This window comes from Frateuria terrea (assembly GCF_900115705.1).
GTDB classification, from domain to species: Bacteria; Pseudomonadota; Gammaproteobacteria; order Xanthomonadales; family Rhodanobacteraceae; genus Frateuria_A; species Frateuria_A terrea.
In genome coordinates, this window is sequence record NZ_FOXL01000004.1 from 233657 (window position 1) to 251187 (window position 17531).

At 63.9% G+C, this 17531-nt stretch carries 12 protein-coding genes; all 12 read right to left on the reverse strand.

Features of this window, described 5'->3' with window-relative positions; genetic code table 11:
• Window positions 1–12: 12 nt before the first annotated feature.
• The 12 genes from BMZ38_RS18190 to BMZ38_RS07725 all read right to left on the reverse strand — a co-directional run bounded on the left by BMZ38_RS18190 (window position 13) and on the right by BMZ38_RS07725 (window position 17357).
• Window positions 13–1002 carry a TniQ family protein gene (locus BMZ38_RS18190; RefSeq protein WP_091336039.1) on the reverse strand — a complete coding sequence of 330 codons (990 nt, stop codon included), beginning with the start codon at window positions 1000–1002 and terminating at the stop codon, window positions 13–15.
• Entirely contained in the window at window positions 999–1889 is an 891-nt protein-coding gene (locus tag BMZ38_RS07675; protein WP_091336041.1) for a TniB family NTP-binding protein, read from the reverse strand. The genes BMZ38_RS18190 and BMZ38_RS07675 overlap by 4 nt, the downstream gene beginning before the upstream one ends.
• The gene (locus tag BMZ38_RS07680) at window positions 1886–3652 is read right to left on the reverse strand and encodes a Mu transposase C-terminal domain-containing protein (RefSeq protein ID WP_091336044.1); all 1767 of its coding nucleotides are present in this window, start codon (window positions 3650–3652) and stop codon (window positions 1886–1888) included. Before BMZ38_RS07680 ends, BMZ38_RS07675 begins: the two co-directional genes overlap by 4 nt.
• A gap of 1156 nt (window positions 3653–4808) precedes the next feature.
• Window positions 4809–5702, reverse strand: coding sequence for a DNA-binding protein (locus BMZ38_RS07685; RefSeq protein WP_091336046.1), 894 nt, complete (start codon window positions 5700–5702; stop codon window positions 4809–4811).
• A 234-nt stretch (window positions 5703–5936) separates the two neighbouring features.
• Window positions 5937–7169 carry an EAL domain-containing response regulator gene (locus tag BMZ38_RS07690; protein WP_091336048.1) on the reverse strand — a complete coding sequence of 411 codons (1233 nt, stop codon included), beginning with the start codon at window positions 7167–7169 and terminating at the stop codon, window positions 5937–5939.
• 52 nt (window positions 7170–7221) lie between these two features.
• Entirely contained in the window at window positions 7222–9837 is a 2616-nt protein-coding gene (locus BMZ38_RS07695) for a response regulator (RefSeq protein WP_091336050.1), read from the reverse strand.
• A complete protein-coding gene (gene cheB / locus BMZ38_RS07700) occupies window positions 9834–10898 on the reverse strand; it encodes a chemotaxis-specific protein-glutamate methyltransferase CheB (protein ID WP_091336052.1) in 1065 nt (354 codons plus the stop codon). The genes BMZ38_RS07695 and cheB overlap by 4 nt, the downstream gene beginning before the upstream one ends.
• Window positions 10895–13207: a hybrid sensor histidine kinase/response regulator gene (locus tag BMZ38_RS07705; RefSeq protein WP_091336054.1), complete on the reverse strand. Its 2313-nt coding sequence runs from the start codon at window positions 13205–13207 to the stop codon at window positions 10895–10897. Before BMZ38_RS07705 ends, cheB begins: the two co-directional genes overlap by 4 nt.
• Window positions 13208–13209: 2 nt before the next feature.
• On the reverse strand, window positions 13210–14919 hold the full coding sequence (locus BMZ38_RS07710; protein WP_091336055.1) for a methyl-accepting chemotaxis protein: 1710 nt from the start codon (window positions 14917–14919) through the stop codon (window positions 13210–13212).
• Window positions 14920–14947: 28 nt separating this feature from the next.
• Window positions 14948–15487 (reverse strand): chemotaxis protein CheW, encoded by a 540-nt coding sequence (locus BMZ38_RS07715; protein WP_091336057.1) that lies wholly within the window; start codon window positions 15485–15487, stop codon window positions 14948–14950.
• Entirely contained in the window at window positions 15484–16887 is a 1404-nt protein-coding gene (locus BMZ38_RS07720) for a CheR family methyltransferase (protein ID WP_175483715.1), read from the reverse strand. The genes BMZ38_RS07715 and BMZ38_RS07720 overlap by 4 nt, the downstream gene beginning before the upstream one ends.
• Complete coding sequence (locus tag BMZ38_RS07725; RefSeq protein ID WP_175483714.1) at window positions 16884–17357, reverse strand: chemotaxis protein CheW; 474 nt, start codon at window positions 17355–17357, stop codon at window positions 16884–16886. Before BMZ38_RS07725 ends, BMZ38_RS07720 begins: the two co-directional genes overlap by 4 nt.
• Window positions 17358–17531 lie beyond the last annotated feature (174 nt).

Genomic DNA, 17531 nt, shown 5'->3' on the forward strand with positions numbered 1-17531 from the left:
TCTTGGGCCTATCTAAGGTGGGCCTCCTTCCATTTCCTCGAAACGTCGACAGGCCGCTTGCAGTGCCTCCCGATAACGCCGCGTTCTGCGCAAACCTCTCGCATGCGGTTCCATCCCCGCCCATTGCGCATCAATGGCCGCGAAGGGCCGGGCAGGTAGTCCTTCCGGCCGATCCGTGTCCTTGAGTGCGGGAACCACGTAAGACGCGACCATCCACAGTGCCGCCCGCCGCCAAGCCGGCAGCCCCATAGCGCGCACACACTCCCAAGGCGAGTCACCCAACGGCTCCACTCGGCGGGTCGGCACACTTACAAAGCCCCCAAGCACCGGTGGCCCGCGCACGCTGGAAAACGGTGGCAACTCGGGAACACGGCCGAGGTTGGCCGCGCAACGCATAAGCAACGCTCGCGCCGTGGAGGGGTTTCCGTGCCAACGAGGCGGCCAAGGCTCTGACCCGCGCAGGGCGCGTTCGAAACGACGGGCAAATTCGTCGATCAAGCGAACCAAGCGAGCAGCCCGTCTGCCCCGCGGACGCAACGGCACGTTCAGGGCAAGGTCGATGCTTTGATGAGGCGCGTGCCAATGCAGCGACACGTCATGGTCGGGACACCTCAAGACAAACACGCCAGCCCAAGTGCGCCGAAATCCCGGTGGGCGACCTGCACGGTGGTCCTCTTTCCAGCAAACCGGACAATAGGCCCGGCGCTGCAACGCATGCAGTAGCCAAGGGCTATCGGCCAAGCGGTGAGCAAAAAGGTCGCTCGGCGCAACGCCCACAGTATGAGCCAGGACCCAAAGTTCCCGAGAGGAAAGCGAGTCTAAGTCGGTTTCGCGCTCGGGCACTGTCGCGCGAGGCTTAAGTCGACGTCGAAAGGCGTCACCTGGCCCACCATACAAGCGCTCGGCGCGCTCCACGATAGAGCGTAAGGACTCATCCTGCCCCGGCCCCGCGATCCACCAGCGGGTGTCCGCACCTTCCGGTGTGTGGTGCCCCCGGTTCATCCTTGGCACTCCGACAAGTCGGTCTTGGGGATCGCAAATTCGGCCTCGCGGAAGAGCTCTTGGGTGATGCGTTCCTGACCGCTTTCAACGGCAAGCGCCGCCGCATACTGGAGGCGCTCGACGATCTCCGTCAGTTGGCCCCCGGTCTCCTTCACGATGAGCTTCATCATCAGGTGACCGCAAAGGTGCGAGGGCTTCTTTAGGGCAAGGGTGGCTTCGTAGAGAGAAAGGAAATTCCCTAGGTACTCGTCGCACTGCCAGATGGGCAACTTGTGCATCTTGAACCGTGCTTTGAGATGTTGATCCGCCTCGAGCGATATCCGGGCGTCTTCGGTGCCCAACGCGAGTACTGGCACCTTGAGGGAATTCATGATGTCTTTGACAGCCAATAACGCGAGCGCCTGCTGACGCGGTGTCGTCAGAAGCACATCCTGGATTTCGTCGACGATGAGCAAACGCAGGTCAGCCGCTTTGGCCAATGTCAGCCCCATCTCTCGCCGCTGATCGCCCGTGAGCGTTCGGATGTGAGGACATCTGAGGGCCAACAACAAGCGCGTATAGACCTCCCTTGCCTCACGGGCACCACTCATGGAAAAGCAAAGTGTGGGCTGTGTCGCGGGTTGGTTGAGGGTGGCCCCTGACGAGGCGTTACGGCGCTGAAGCGCATCCCCTAGTGCAGTCTTGCCAGAGCCATTGGGCCCGAAGACCAATAGCCCCACCGGCCGTGTCCCGCGGGGTTTGTGCATCAGGTGCTCGCAATGGTGGATGATTTCCGCGACCCGCTCGTGAGCAATGAAGCGCCCGTGGAAAAGCGTCTCGACGCGCTTGTTGTCCGGTAGCTCAAGTTGTTGTCGCGCCAGTTCGGTTAGGTGAGAGTAAGTGCTCATACGTCGAGCACCTCCACGCTAATCGAGGCGCGGTTGAGCGGCGGCTTGGGACGCTCGCGTGTCGATGAAGGCCTGGCGCCGGCACCAGCTGCCTTGCGCTTCTGAGGATTCGACGAAGACCGCTGACGTGCTCGGCCTTGTGCCCTCTCCTTGATCGCGTCGCTCTCTGCATAGCCTTCCGCCTTCAACGCATCGAGCCGCTCCATGTCTTGGGCACTGAGTGTGACCTGTCGCTGCTCTGCCACCGCACGACCGGCAACAGGCAACGCCTCAATCAGGGCGCCCTCCTCCGTGCGAACCCATACCCTCGAAGCGTCGTTGGGATGGTAATGGACTGCCAGCTGCCGCTCGGGATGGACGAACGGGGCCAGTGCGTCGTTCCAATAGCGCGAGCATCGAAACTGCACGCCGGTGCGCTGCATACGGCGGTACTCGAACGGATAAAAGTCCGACCGGAGCGTGTCCGCGCCCGCGGGCAACGGTGGTGTTCTGAAAGTCCCGTCTTCATTCCTGAAGGACCGCTCCCATGCAATCAACGGCGGCTCACCAAGCGTCCGGTGGCGACTGACGTGATAGGTATGACAAATACGCTCCACCAGCCAACCCCGAAAGTCTTCCAAGGTGTAGCAGGCCTTTGCCTCGCTGGGATAGTCGCCGCGGGCTTTGACGTTGCTAAAGGTGGTCCCCGGCAGCGTGTGGACCATGCGCATGAAGGTGCCCATCAGCCGCTCAATGTGGGCGCCATAGTGCGGTGTACGCACCGGGCGCCAACGCAACTCGATACCGTGCTGCTCACAGCCACGCTGCAGGGCTTGGCTGCGGAAATCCTTGCCGTTGTCGACCAGGATGCACACCGGTTTGCCATACATCGGCCAGCGACCCGGCGAAAGACGATCCTCAGGCTTAGGTTGCATCGCGTGCGCAATGCACATGGCCACTGAGACGGCCGAGGGCGCATCCATGCTTAGGTAGTAGCCCAGGACAACTCGGGTGGCGACATCAATGGCCAGAGTCAACCAAGGCCGACCGATCACGCGCGAAGGGTCCACGGCGTCGATCAATTCCAAGTCGGCCAGCGTATGGTCGATCTGAACCAGAGCGAGCGCGGTTTCAACAACGAGTTTGCCGGGACGGGGCTCGAAGCGCTGGCGAGCACTCTTGGGGCCGAGCTGCTTGCGCGCTAGCGGATACCCCTCCTGCTCTTGGATACGCGCCTTAATGGTCTTGGCATTGGGTGGCGCCCACTTCAAGCGTATGCACAGAAGCCGCACTCGCTCGCAGATCTCTTGCTTGGAGGCGCGTTCCCTGCAGGCATAATGTTTGTTGATCACATGCAGGATCAGGGCCTCCACTCGAGGCTCAAGCAGGTGCGCCCCTCGCGGTCGCCCCCCACATGCGCGAACGAGCGTGGTGACCAGTGGCACTACCTGGTATCTCTTTCGGTAGCGTCGCACCTGACGCTCGGAAAAACCGAACCGCTCGGCCACTTCCCTGGTGACGTCCTGGGGAAGGGAGGCCGACGCGGTATGGGGTGCAAAGGCCCGCGCCATGGCAAGCGCACGGTCCCATTCCGCCTTCATGATGTTCGTCAGCTGCCCCTTCGTCTTCTCCGTGGGCTCCAGTGTCAGCTCGGCGTGAGCCGCGGACTGCAAGAGCCCGGTTTCTATGTCGCGAACTTGAACCTGGTTGAGCGAAAGAGGACCGTCTACCTCGACGAGACGGTCATTGAGCAGCCAGCGGCTGCCGGGTACGTATTTACTCATAGCGATCTCCCCGAGCCCGTGGCTTCACGGGCTCGTCGCGGCCCCACAGGGCCGGACCGTCGGACATGCCGCCCGTCGCAGGCTGAGCAAACAGCCGCGCTGGCTTGACATGCACCTTGGGAGCTTTGAAGATAGATGCGCGGCCTACTCTAAACCGCCTTACATGGAAGGTCTCGCATTGGCGTGCGGGACCTTCTTCTATTTCAAAGCCCGTAAAACCGTCGGTCTAGGGGCTAAGTCATGGCTGAGTCTCCTCCGAATGGGTTAACCCCTGGGGGCAGAGTTCCACGGGCCTTCGGGCCTGGTCATCGCACCGGGAAGCGCGTGCCTGTCTGACACACGCAGTGATCCTGTCCCTTAGCTCTGACCACCGGCTGCGGGCTCATTCCCGGGCATGCGTCGCCTCAAACGAGCACAGGCCATCGCCCGGCGCGCGAGGGCCAGCGAGCTTGATGAGACTATAAAAAATATCCTCGTTCAATAACCAGGGTTAGGCAGAAGAGACTTTTTCTGCGCGCTTAACTATAAGCGCTGCCCAAAAAATCATAATTGGGCGCCCAATATGATGATCTTGGGCGCCCGATAATGGTCATTTAGTCATGGGAAATTGCACTGGGTCCGCCCGCCAGGCGTCAGAACGAGCCAGTTAGCCGCGAGCTAGTCCTTGGCAGGCCCTGCGGCTCTACCAAGGACGCGCTTTTAGTAGTGGATGGAGGGAGGTGGCAGCGGTGAGAAGCCGCATGCGCAGAATCGCCCCCCCTTGTGAGGAACGAGATCGATGTTCTGCAATGCACCGTGTGCTGCTGAGGACGCCCGCTTTAATATGTCAACGTTTACGTTTTAGCCGCTTAATCGTGTCCGGTTTTGTCGGGCTGCATAACTCCGACGGACAGCATAGTGTTCTAAATAGCTGTTTTAGCTATGTAACGCTGACTGGACATAATTAACTGGGCAACGACACCGCCCGTGTCGTCGTCCCCTTAACCGTGTCACCTGGCTACTTAAGCGCGTCACCCCATGTAACCGCGTCATCTGTTGACAGCAGGTTCCCCAACTAATCCTGTGATTTAGCCCGCTTGAATCGCAGGCTCTCCATGGGGCTCGGCGTGGGGCGCTCGTACGATGAGGAGGTTTCCGCCGGTCTGCTTGCCAAAATTTAGGTCCGCTCCTTCTTGGCGCCTGCTGTTCGTTGGGAGCGGCCGGGCTGGCGTGCCTTCTTGGGTTTCGGTTGAGCCTGTTTGCTTAGGGCCTTCTCTAACCCCGCGATCTGTCCGACATGGCGTGCGATCTCCTTTTCGGCGCTGCGCAGCTGGTCGCGCACCGCGCCAAGCTCGTTCTTGAGGGTCGTCTCGGCGTCCCGATGCGTCCGTTCGGTGGCCTCCAACCGTTGCTGCCACTGCTTGGCATCCTGTCGAAGCCGATCGACTTCCTGGTGGGCACGGTCCTCGAGGTTGCGCACATATGCCTCCTGGCGTGCGCGCCCCTCGGCTGCGGCCTGCTGTTGCTCCGCAAATTGAGCTCGCAACCCTTGGACCTCTGTCGCCAGCTGATCGCACTGCGCCTGCAGGCGATCCCGTTGTCGGACGAGGTCGGTTCGAAGGGCGTGACTGTCCTGCAGTTGCGCATCCAGGGTGGCACAGGCGTGCTCGGCTAGATCCTTGGCCGCCTGGGCAACAGCCCGATCAGTCTCTGTCGCCTCCAGGCGGGTGGTCCAGTCTTGGCGTTCGGTGGCCAAGGCGCTCCGGGCGGTCTCCAGCGCCGCCCGCTCCTCGGCAAAGCGCCCGGCGATCGCTTGGCTCGCGTGCTCGGTGGCCAGCTGCCACAACGTCATCATCGCCTGCCCCACCGGCGTCGGCAGATCCGGCAAGGCACTGAGCTGGCGCAATCGTTCGCCGAGGTGGCTACGCCACACGTCGAGCATGCGCGTCACCGTGTTGGGCGAGCCAGTCCCGAGCTCAGTGCGCACTTTTTCGACGGTCGGATTCTCGCCGGCGCCGAGGATGGCATCGGCAGCGGTGTTGACCTGGTCCTGGGTGATTCCGCGCGGCATGCCATGGTCTCCTCGATCGGCTCCTGCCCTATGGGATTTCTACTTGCGATAACTTGGCCTAATCACTCGGCGGCGCTGCATCGCGCACCCGTGGTTCGGGCCACAGCGACAGGGTTGGTCGCCCGTGCGCCGTTTGACGCCCCTTCCGGATCCGCAGCTTCGAAGTGCTTTTCCTTGAAGCCCTCGTAAGGCGTTTGTGGCAGCGAGCCCGCAGCGGTTGTTTCACCGACCGATTTAACTTTGGCCCGAGGAAAGGGTTTCACCTACCAGCATGCGCCGTCGGGCTTCCCAGGCCGCGAGCCAGTCGTCCATGTGTGACCCTGGCATGGGTTTGGCTATGAAGTAACCCTGCGCCATGTCGCAGCCTGAAGCTTGGAGAAGCTGCCAGTCTTCCTGGGTTTCTACACCTTCCGCGACGGTGCGCAAGCCGAGTTCGCGAGCCAGACCGAGACTTGCGTCGAGGATGGCCCGGAGAGCTGGGTTCCTGCTCGATCCGTGTACGAAGCCACGATCGATCTTGAGTTCGTCAAATGGGAGGTCGCATAGCTGCGCAAGGCCGGAGTAACCCGTGCCGAAATCATCGATCGAAAGCTTTACCTGCTTGAGCCTAAGCCGGGTAAGCACATCGAGTTGCACCTGCGGGTTGTCCATCAGGCGGCTTTCGGTGATTTCGAGGATGAGACGATGCAGCGGTATCCCAGCAGCGTGAGCCTGTTCGGCGAGGAAGTCGGGGTAGTCGAGCGACGAAACGCTTCCGAGAGAGACATTGACCGCCATGTCCAGCTGATGTCCGGCATCAAGCCAGCGACGGAGGTCGCGCAATGCTTCCCGCATCACCTCGACGCCCAGGTAGCCGACGAGACCATGTTCCTCCGACATCGGTACGAAGTGGTGGGGCATCACCAGGCCGTCCTGCGGGTGTTGCCATCGCACCAGGGCTTCCACCCCAATCACCCTACCCGTCGCCAGATCCACCTTCGGCTGGTAATGGTTCAGCAGTTCGCCGTGTTGAATGGCGAGCTGCAGATCCGCCGGGGTGTAGGCGGGCGTCGGCTGGGCCGTATGCGGCGGTTTGCCTGCCGGAATGCTTGCATCGAGCACCTCCAGCAGCGACTCCGAGCTGACCGGCTTGCCCAGCGTGCCACTCACGTTGAGTCCATGGGCACGAGCCAACTGCTCAACCGCCTGCCGTGTGCGAGGCGTCTCTCCACTGATAAGAACCAAGCCGCCGGCGTAGCCCAGTCGAACGAGGTGGCGGACAAATTCCACGCCATCCATTTCTGGCATCTGTAGGTCGCAGAACACCAGCTTGACTCGCGGATCCTGCTCCAGCAGGTCAAGGCCGGCCCGCCCACTCTCGCTACAAACGACATCGACAAAGCCGCGGCGTTCCAGGCCGAAGGCACGCAACTGGATCGAGAGCAACTTCAGGACGAACGGATCGTCATCGATCAGGAGGATTTTCATCGGTGTCCCTTCCAGGCAAGTGGTGTTCGCTTCCGCTCGCGTCGTCAGACCTTCAATCGTCCTTTTTCAAGTGCTCTTGCAGCTGGGGCAACAAGTTTTCGACAGCGGTCTCGAAGCTGCCAACCGCAGCCGAGGCAATGGCGCTATCGCCAAGGCGGCAGCCATTTTCCAGTTCTGCGCAGGCATCACCAAGCGCCATCGCGCCGACGCTGCGCGAGGAGGACTTCAGGCGATGCGCAAGTGCGGCCACCTCGCTGTAGTCCCCCGTTGTCGCCGCCGCACGGATGCTGGCGGCTCCCGCCAGCAAGGCGGCGTGAAAGTCTTCCAGTAGCATCCGCAACGGCACGGGGTCGTCGCCGATGAACCCCTTGAGCACATTGAGATTGAGCACTTCGCGGGCGTGCGCGGGCGTGGCTGACGACTGTGGGTGGTCCGCGGGCACGTCTTCGCCACGTCCCTGTGGCAACCACTTCTGCAACGCGTCACGCAATGCAGGTAGCTGAAGCGGCTTGGTCAGGTAATCGTCCATGCCGACTGCGAATGCCTGGTTTGCTTCACCGCGAAGCGCGTTTGCCGTCAACGCAACGATGGGGAAGTGCCCCTGCCCCGCCTCCTCGCGACGGATGGCCGCAGTCAAGGCGTAGCCATCCATCTTGGGCATGTGCAGGTCTGTCAGCAGCATCGCATAGCTGCCGCGGCGCCACAGGCTAAGAGCCTCTTCGCCATTGCTGGCCAGCTCGGCTGCGTAGCCCAACAGATTGAGCTGCCGCAGCAACACTTTCTGGTTGGTACTGTCGTCCTCCGCGACGAGGATGAGTTGGCCGCGTGCGCGCGCCTGGGCAATGGTCGGCGCGGTCACCTCGAGCTCGGGCTGACTGGCCGAGCGCCATTGTTCCGTTGCAGGCGAGGCCAGCCCCGCAGCTGCTGCAGCCGCGTTGAGCAGCGAGCGCCGACGCAACGAGTTGCCGTCCACGGTTATCACACCGGCGCCCGTCAACCTTCCCACGCGGCGACGTCCCCTCGATACCAGCAGATGACGCACGTGCGGCAAGGCATCGAAGCGCGCCATCCATTCGTTCCGCCGCGATTCGTCGATGCCACCATGCACCACGATCGGCGCGGCCATCCTCATGCACAAGCTCACGGCCTCGTCAGGATCGGCAGCCAGGATCACCCGCGCTCCTGCATGCCCCAGGTAGGCGCACAGGTCGTGCGCACGCGCGTTCGATCCACCAACGACGACGTAGTCCACGCCGGACAGGTTCGGCAGCGCCAGTGCGCCCGCGTCCGCGGCCGGCTCCAGAGGCACCTTCACGGTGAATATCGTGCCGGAACCCAGCGTGCTCTCGACCTGGATCGTGCCATGCATCAGGTCGACCAGGCGCTTGCAGATGGCCAGGCCCAGCCCGGTGCCCCCGAAACGTCGCGTGGTGGAAATTTCCGCCTGGCGGAACGATTCGAACAGATGCGCACGCGCTTCCGGCGAGATACCGATCCCGTTGTCGCTGACGATGAACGCGACCTGCAGCGGATCCTCGCTCGCCAACTCGACGCGGACCTCGACGCGACCTCGCTGCTCGGGGCGATCGGCGCTGAACTTGATGGCGTTTCCTACCAGGTTGTAGAGAATCTGGCGCAGGCGCACCGGATCGCTCAGAACCTGCGACGGACCGTCTGGCGAAACGAATACGAACAGGTCCACGCCTTTGCGGTCGGCGAGCGCACTGAGGGTGTCGCATACGCCTTCGGCTACTTCTGAGAGACTTACCACCGTGCGTTCCAGCTCCAGCTTGCCGGCTTCGATCTTGGAAAAGTCGAGCAGGTCGTCGATCAGGTGCAGCAAGGCGAACGCCGAATCCTTGATCGTACGCAGCGCGTCGGCCTGGTATTCGGACAGCTGCCCGTGCGCGAGCACGTCCACCATGCCGACGATGCCGTTCATCGGCGTGCGTATTTCGTGGCTCATGGTTGCCAGGAAGGCGGACTTCGCCTCGTTGGCCGCCTCGGCCTGCTGCTTGGCAGCCGCCAGCTGGCGTTCCACCGTCTGGCGCTGGCGGATCTCCTCCTCCAGTCGCGCGTTGGCCGCGCTCAACGCGTTGTTGGCCTCGCGTAGCTCCTCTTCCGACCGACGCAGTTCGTCGTTGCGCTGGATGGCAGCCTCGTAGGTGGATAGCAGGAGGTTGAGGATTTGCAGTCGATCTGAGGTGATGAAATGCCTGCGTCCCTTGAAAGTGATCTCTACGCCCATTTCGGCGCGGTCGGTCTGTCGCATACGCTGGTGCAGTAGGACAAAGCTCACGCGATTGAGCAGGAACGGATCGTCATAAGGCTTCAGGATGAAGCTGTCGGCGCCTGCCTCGAGTCCGCGCAGCACGTCCTCCGGATCGCTGAGCGTGGTCACCAGCAGGAACGGGACATCGTTCAGATCGACATCGGATTTGAACGCACGACACAGGCTGTAACCGTCCATCTCCGGCATGACGATGTCGCTGATGACCAAGGTCGGCTTGCGTCGTTTTGCCTCGGCCAGCGCCAAGCGGCCGTTCTCGCATACAGTGACGCCGTACCCCTGCTGTTCCAGCAGATACTGCAGGCTCAATGCTTGCGTGGAACTGTCCTCGGCAACGAGGATCTGGACGGCCTCACGGCCCATCTGACTGTTGTTCACGATGTCGCCCTGGACTCGGAGTGTGGTTTGACTACGCGCAGCAGCGCGTCGGCGATCCGGTCCAACGGCAGTACCTGGCTTGCGGCCCCCAGAGCCACTGCTTCACCCGGCATTCCGAACACCACCGAGCTGGCCTTATCTTGCACGAGCGTGGTCGCGCCCAATTCGTGCATCGCCTGCAGCCCCCTTGCGCCGTCTCTGCCCATGCCCGTCAGGAGAATACCTACTGCGTGGTGTCCGCAACATCTTGCGACGGAATGGAACAGATGGTCGACGGCGGGCCGAAGGCCGTTTTCTGGAACGCCGCGCTCCAGCCGCAGGCTGCGCTTCTCGCCCACGGCGAGGTGAGCGTCATCGGGCGCGAGATAGACATGCCCTGGACGCGCTTCGATCCCGTGGGCGGCGATCTGCACCTGCAAGGCGGTGGTCTGCCCCAGCCACTCGGACAGGCCGGGCAGGAACCCGGCGCTGATGTGCTGGACCACGACGATGGGAACCGGGAAGTCCTTGTCCAATCCGCCCAGGAGCGTCTGCAACGCGGGGGGACCGCCGGTCGAGGCACCGACAGCCACGAACTCGATGCCGTATGAAGGCGCCGGCGGTTGCAGAGTTGGCTTGGACAGCGGCTTGCGCGCCCAACGTCGGACCACCTTGACCTCGGACATCAGGCGCAGGGTCTGCAGTAGTTCCCTCGCAAGGCGGGCGTGGTCGGGATGTTCGCTGCCCACTGGCTTCTCCACCAGAGCGACCGCCCCCGCCTCGTAGACACGGAAGGCGGTTGCCACGGCATGCACGTCCGTGACCGCCGAACACATCACGATGGGGACGGGGCGGCTCTCCATGATGGTGCGCGTTGCCTCGAAGCCGTCCATGCCGTCCATGTGGATATCCATCAGCACGACGTCCGGCGGGCTGGCCTGCACGAAGGCGACGGCCTGGTCGCCACGACCCACCGCGCCGGCGACCTGCAACGAGGGATCCTGTTCGATCAGGTGCGCCAACAGCATCCGGGTGACTTGTGAATCGTCCACGATCAGGACGCGAATAGGTCCTGGGCTCACGTCGGCTCTCGCGTGACGGCGAGCCGGCGTACGGCTTCCAGCAGTTCGCGCTGGTCAAAGCTCCCCTTGGCGATGTATGCGTTCGCCCCCACGTCGATACCCCGCTCTCGGTCCTCGCGCCGGGAAAGTGCAGTCACGAGGACCACCGGCAGGTCCGCCAGCTTGCGGTCGGCGCGAACACGCGCGGTGAGGTCGAAACCGTTCAGCCGTGGCATCTCGATGTCGGAGACCAGCAGATCGAACGCTTCGCTGCGCAACGCGGTAAACGCCTCGACACCGTCGGCCACAGCCTTCACCTCGCAGCCGGCCGACTCCAGGATGCCCTTGAGCAGCAGCCGCGAGGTGATGGAATCCTCGGCAAGCAGCACCCGTAACGCGAGCGCCCGGCCTTCCGCCCCGGCAACTGCCACTCGTGTTTCCTGCCGGCCGTTTCCCCTGGCCGACTTGATCAGATCGGCCACGTTGAGGATGGGGATCGGCTTGCCCGAGGCCTGCACGGTCGCTCCCGCCACGTTGCGGATGCGCACGAGCGGCCTTTGCAGGCGCTTGACCAGCACTTCCTCGTCATGCAGGACCTCTTCGACGAGCAGCGCCAGGCGTTGCTGCCCGCCTCCGACCAGCACGGCCGGCAATAGCGCCCCCGGTGGTGCGCTGGCAGGAATTTCCAGCAGTTGGTGAAGGCGTGCCACCGGCACGACCTGGCCGTCGATGGTTACCGTTTCGTGTCGGCCGACGGTCTTCAGGCCGGCAGGCAGAACCCGTGTCACCCTTTCCACGTGGGCGCTGGGGATGACGAACACCTGACCGCCTGCTTCCACGAACAAGCCGCGCAGGGTCGTCATGCTTTGCGGAAGCACGATCGAGAAACACGCGCCATGCGGTGCCCGGTTTTCCACTTCAATCCGGCCACCCAGTTTCTCCACCTGTTCGCGCACGATCGCCAGGCCGAGACCGCGCCCCGATATCTCGGTAATGATCGGGCTGGTGGAGACGTCGGAGCGGAATGCCAGCTCCAGCACCTGGCCCTCATCCAGCTGGCCGGCGGAATCCTCGCTCACCACGCCCGACCGGACGGCCGCCTGACGAAGACGCTGCGGATCCAGTCCGGCACCGTCGTCGACGACCTCGATGCCGACTTGGTTGCCGTGCAGCAGTCGCGCCCGGATCGTCAGGGTGGCCCGGTCGGCCTTGCCGGCGGCCTTGCGGCGGGCCGGCGGCTCAATCCCGTGATCCAGCGCGTTTCGCACCAGATGTATCAGCGGGTCACGCAGCAGTTCGACCATCCGCTTGTCCAGTTGCACGTTCTCGCCGGACACCTCCAGGTCGACCTTTTTCCCTTGATCCCGCGCCAGATCGCGCACCAGCTTGGGGAGGGTCTCGGTCAGCGCCGAGAAAGGCAACATCAGCAGCGATTTGGAGTCCTCCAACAACTCGTCGATCTGGCGGCTCGCAAGATGACCGCCGCGTGCGGCCGAGCGCGCAAGCGCACGCACGGCGCTTTCCAGCGAGCGCACGTAGCCATAGCTCCATTCGAGGAATTCCAAGGTCCGGGCTGCCGGTGCTGCGGCAACTGCCTCCTGCGCTGTGGCCAGGCCGCGCAGCTGGCGTAGCGCAGGCTGCGCCGCCAGCCATCGCTTGGACCAAACGCCGAAGCGCGCTTCCAGCTGTTGCAGCTCGTCGGCCAGTTCGCCTTGGGCCTGCTTGACGGTCAACAGCTCCTCGGCCGCCAGCAGCACGCGATCCAGGCGCGGGGTCTGGACACGGACGGTCTCGGTTATCGCAGGCCGGGGTCCACGAATGCCACCATGGCTTTCAGACGTGACTAGGGCTTCGCCAGCAGGCGGCAGGTCCCCGCTCGCGGGCAAGAGAGGCGGTGTCGCCGACTCGACGCCCGGATCGCCACGGATAATCGCCTGAAGCTCGCCCAGCACCGCTGTCCCCGCATCAGGGGACGCGCCCGGTTCCAGGTGGCCGCCAGCGTCGACATAGCTACCCACCAGGTCGAAGGCCCGATGCAATACATCGAAATGGGGAGCCAACAACACCCGGCCGCGCCGCTTGCAGATTGCGAAGATCTCCTCCACCGCCTGGCAGATCGATTCGATGCGCGGAAAGCTGGCCGCACGGGCCGCTCCCTTCAGGCTGTGTGTATGACGGAACACGACCTCGAGCTGGGTACCGCGCTCGGCGAGCGAAGCGCCCTTCTCCAGCGCCAGCAGGCCTGTGCCGATGGCGAGCAGGTGGTCGCGCGCCTCCACCAGGAAGGCGGCGCGCAGGCGTTGCAGGAACTCGGCCTCGTGTCGACTCATCGTTACACGCGATAACCCACGGCGATCTGCCTGAGCTTCTCGCCCAGCAGCTTGAGCCCGTGCGCCGCCGATTCCATCTGTTTGGCGCTGTCCACGTTCTGGGCGCTGGCCAGCTTGATGCTCTCCATGGCCGTGGCCACCTGGTCCACGCCGACCAGCTGCTGCTGGCTCGACGCCGCGATCTGCACCGCCGCCTGCGATGCTTCACCGACGCTACCGGCCAGCGCCTGGATGGAGTGCCCTGCCTGCGTGGACTGCCTGACGCCTTCGGCGACAGCGTGGCTGCCCTGCTCGGTCGCCAGCACCGCCGCACTTGTGGCCTGCTGGATGTCGCCCAGGATGCTGCGTACCTGTGCGGTGGCTTGGCGGGATTGCTCGGCCAAGCTCTTGACCTCCTGCGCAACGACTGCGAAACCCTTGCCGTGTTCGCCGGCCTTGGCCGCCTCGATCGATGCGTTCACCGCCAACAGTTTGGATTGGCCGCTCAAGTCCTCGACGGTGGCCACGATCTGGCCGACCGCCTGGCTCTGCTCGCTCAGACGCACCATGCTTTCGGCGATCAGTTCCATTTGCTGCTGGATGCGTGCTATGCCCGCCGCAGCGTCATCCGTGGCCTTGCGTCCCTCTTCCGAGACGGAAGCAACTCGCAGCGCCGAATCGGAGACCGCGCGCGCCTTCTCGCTGGACATCTGGGCCGTCTGCCGCACCTCTTCCACAGTAGTGGTGGTCTCGCTGATGGCCGCGGCGGTCTGCGTGGCGCTCGCCGCAAGCTCGCTGGTCGACGTGGAGATTTCGGTCGCCGAAGTGCTCAGCACGCTGATGCCCTCGTGCAACTCGCGCGTGAGCCCTCGCAGATTCTCCACCATCAGGGCAAACGCCTTGCCTAGCACGTCGCGTTCCGATTGGGGTTCGACCCGCACACGCAGGTCGCCCTCGGCAATGCTGCCGGCCACCGTGGCCATCTGCCGCAACGTGCGCCCCATGCGGGCGAAGGCCTGGTGAAGCGCGCCCACTTCGTCGCCGCGGACGAGTACGGTTTCCTCTGGTGGCAAGTCGCCGACCGCAATGCGCTCGGCGGCCGCAGTCAGCGAGCGGAGGGGGTCGGAGATTGCCCGGGTCAGCAACCAGCCGGTCAACAGGGCGACGATCACCGCCAACACGCCCACCACGACGAAAGTGGTGCGCGCGTTCTTGGCCTGGCCCGTGCCGATCGCCAACGCTTGATCGGACAGGCTGTGTGCGAGGGGTCGCAAGGCAAGGTAGCGACGGTTCTGCTCGCCCAGCGAGACGCCGCGCGCCGCATCGACTTGGCCCTTGCGCAGCAGCGCCAGGGTCTGGCCGTCACGGACCTGCGCATACGCCCGGTACTGTTCGGCAAACTGATCGATCAGGTTGCGCAAGTCGGGCTCGCTCTGCGCGATCGCCCGCATGTCGGCCAGATTGGCGGTCGCCTCACGCCCGTTCGCCGCAGCCTCGTCGAACAGGCTGTCGCGCATGGCCGCGTCCCCTGCCGAAATCAGCGTCAGGACGACCGCGCGGTCGGCATTGAGCGACGCTTCGAGCGAGGTCGCCTCGACCGCGACGGCACGGCTCTGCACGATCGCCGCCATGGCACGTTGCGCGGTGACCCACATCACCGCCAGCAACACCACCATCAGCCCGAGGCCGAGTACCAGCTTCGTACCGGTCTTGAGATTGTTGAACCAGCTCATGGCAGTCCCCTCACGTGGCGCCCGTCGTTCATGAAATGACCTCCTCCTCGATGACCAGACGCGGATCGCCCAGGATGGCGTCGGCGTCCAGTACGACCAGACGCTCCGCCGTCACGCCCGTGATGTATTCGGCCGCGATGCCCGCGAGCGTGGCCGGTGGCGGCTGGATGTCGTGTGTACCTAGGGCGAAGACGCCTTCGATGGTATCGGCCAACAGGCCGATCTCGACCTCGGCGTTGCGCAAGAGCAACACCCTGTGCAGGTCGGTGATGCCACGCTCAGGCAGTTCGAAGAATTTCTTCAGATCGATCACGGGAACCAGCCGCCCCCGGATGTTGACCAGGCCGCGCAGGAACGGCGGCGTACAGGGCAGCGGAGTGAGTTCCCTGAGCGGCTGCACGTCGTGCACCTTGCTGGCCAGAAGCGCATAGCGTTCCGACGCCAGGCCGAACTCGAGCACGTCGACCGTGGCATCCGTGGGCTGGCTGGCTGGCACGCGCGCTAGTTGCTGCGCACGGGTGCGCAACACGGCGCGAGCAGCGGCGTCGGGTTTTTCGAGCGGATTCACGCCTGTTTCCCCTTGAGAAGATCCCTGACCAGCGCGGCCAGTTGCCGTGCCGTAACACCCTCGGCGTGCTCGATGCCCGCGTCAGGCGGCAGCGGATCGAGCATCGTCAGAATATTGCGATAGAGCCGGGCCGCCCTACCCTCACGCCCGCGGTCGCGTTCCAGACCAGCCAGCGCGAGGCTGGCCATCACACCATCGGGCGCGATGAACAGGCTGCGCTCGAAGGCGGCGCACGCTGCCGGCACGTCGCCGTTTTCGGCGAGAATCATGCCGCGCAGGTAATGCGCATCCGGATCGAGCTTCTCGGCGTCGATCCACCGATCGCACCACGTCAGTGCTTCGCTCATGCGGCGCTGGTCGGCCAGCTCCCGCGCGTGCGCCGCCAAGGCCTGCGCGGTCAGTCCCGCATCAGGGCTCTTCGTGGTCGGCCCCACGGAGGCCGGCGGCCGCTGCAGTGCGGGCGCCGGCGAATCTTTGCAGAGAGGCGAGTTCGCGACGGCCGCTGATCGGACCGCTCGGACAGAACTGCTGCCAGCAACTGGCGGCCGCAGTTCCGATTGCGGTGGCAGGCGGTTCTTTCGGTAAAAGATGGCGCCGTTGCAGTGTACCGGCTGGAATCGGTTGAACAGCGACTGTGAAGCCTCGCATGGCGCGACCGCTAGCCAGCCGTCGTGATGCAGCGCGCGGTGCAGGTTGCCAACCACTTTCGTCGCCTGCGCGTGCGTGAAGTACATCAACACATTGCGGCAAAGAATCAGGTCGAAGGCGCCGTGGTGCACGTTGGTCTGTGTGCTTTCGTCGACCAGGTTCATCACCTGGAAGGTCGCCATGCGGCGGATCGCCGGCAGCAGCGCATACCGGCCGCCCGCCAGTCGGCGGAAATAGCGTTCGCGCACATCCTCCGCGACGGTGCGGAACGACCACTGGCCGTATACGCCCTCGGACGCCTTGCGCAGGAACCGCGGATTGACGTCGGTGCCGAGCAAGGTCACCTGCCAGTTGGCAATATCGGGCAGCAGCTGATTGAGCAGAATGGCGACGGAATATGTTTCCTCACCCGTGCAGCAGGCTGCACTCCAGATGCGCAGACGCAGGTCCCCCGCGCGTCGGCGGGCTGCGATCAGCTCGGGGAGAATCCGCGTGGACAGCGCAGTGAACGCGTCGCTGTCGCGGAAGAAATAGGTTTCGCCGATGGTGAGATGACTGGCCAGGACTTCCGTGCTGGTTGCATCGAGGTCCCTGCAGAGCAGAAGCTGGGCACACGCCGAGGAGTCGGGATGGCCGAGCTCGGCCGCGGCGCCCTTCAACGCGCGCTTCAGATCCGGCAGCCGCCCTTCCCGCAGATGCAACCCGAAGACGCGTTCCACGGCATCGCTGACACTGTCCCAGGGGATGCTCACGTCGATCCCCTGTCTGTTTGCGCGTCCAGAGCATCATCCAGCGCGCGCATGTCGTGCACATCGAGGAACTGCTGCGGATCCTCGATCAGAAGCAATCCCTGCGCGGTTTTCACCACCCCCTGGACTTTGGCGAGGCCGCCGACGAGGGTGTCGGCCGGTACCAGGTGTTTCAGATCGACTTCCTGCACGCCTTCGACTTCGTCCGCCGGCAGCGCGAACAGGTGTTGCGGCAGCTGCAGCACGATGAACGCGTCCGAAGGAACTACCGGGCGCGGCACGAGGCCCAAGCGGCGTCGCAGGTCGACGACGGCGGCGATACGCCCCTGCAAGTTGATCACGCCGGGCACGGCTGCCGGCGCTCCGGGCAAGGGCGTCACTTCGCATGCGTGCTCTACACGCTCGACCGCCGCCAACGGCAGACCCAGGCGGTACGAATCCAGCTCGAACACCAATACCGACAGGGTCATCATGCGAACAGTCCGCCCTGACCGAAAGAACCCAACCCCATTACATGTCCCAATTGCGTGTCTACCGGTAGGCATCAGCCCGGCCGAGGCAACCGGCGCCCAAGTTTTGCCTACCTGCGCGCACTTTCGCCCGTCCCTTCCCCAAATTTGCGATGAACGTCACATCTTCTGATTTCG

Coding starts and splice junctions, on each gene's coding strand:
- BMZ38_RS07725 (WP_175483714.1), bottom strand. CDS start 17,357: ATGATGACCCTGTCGGTATTGGTGTTCGAGCTGGATTCGTACCGCCTG.
- BMZ38_RS18190 (WP_091336039.1), bottom strand. CDS start 1,002: ATGAACCGGGGGCACCACACACCGGAAGGTGCGGACACCCGCTGGTGG.
- BMZ38_RS07685 (WP_091336046.1), bottom strand. CDS start 5,702: ATGCCGCGCGGAATCACCCAGGACCAGGTCAACACCGCTGCCGATGCC.
- BMZ38_RS07675 (WP_091336041.1), bottom strand. CDS start 1,889: ATGAGCACTTACTCTCACCTAACCGAACTGGCGCGACAACAACTTGAG.
- BMZ38_RS07705 (WP_091336054.1), bottom strand. CDS start 13,207: ATGAGTCGACACGAGGCCGAGTTCCTGCAACGCCTGCGCGCCGCCTTC.
- BMZ38_RS07690 (WP_091336048.1), bottom strand. CDS start 7,169: ATGAAAATCCTCCTGATCGATGACGATCCGTTCGTCCTGAAGTTGCTC.
- BMZ38_RS07710 (WP_091336055.1), bottom strand. CDS start 14,919: ATGAGCTGGTTCAACAATCTCAAGACCGGTACGAAGCTGGTACTCGGC.
- BMZ38_RS07680 (WP_091336044.1), bottom strand. CDS start 3,652: ATGAGTAAATACGTACCCGGCAGCCGCTGGCTGCTCAATGACCGTCTC.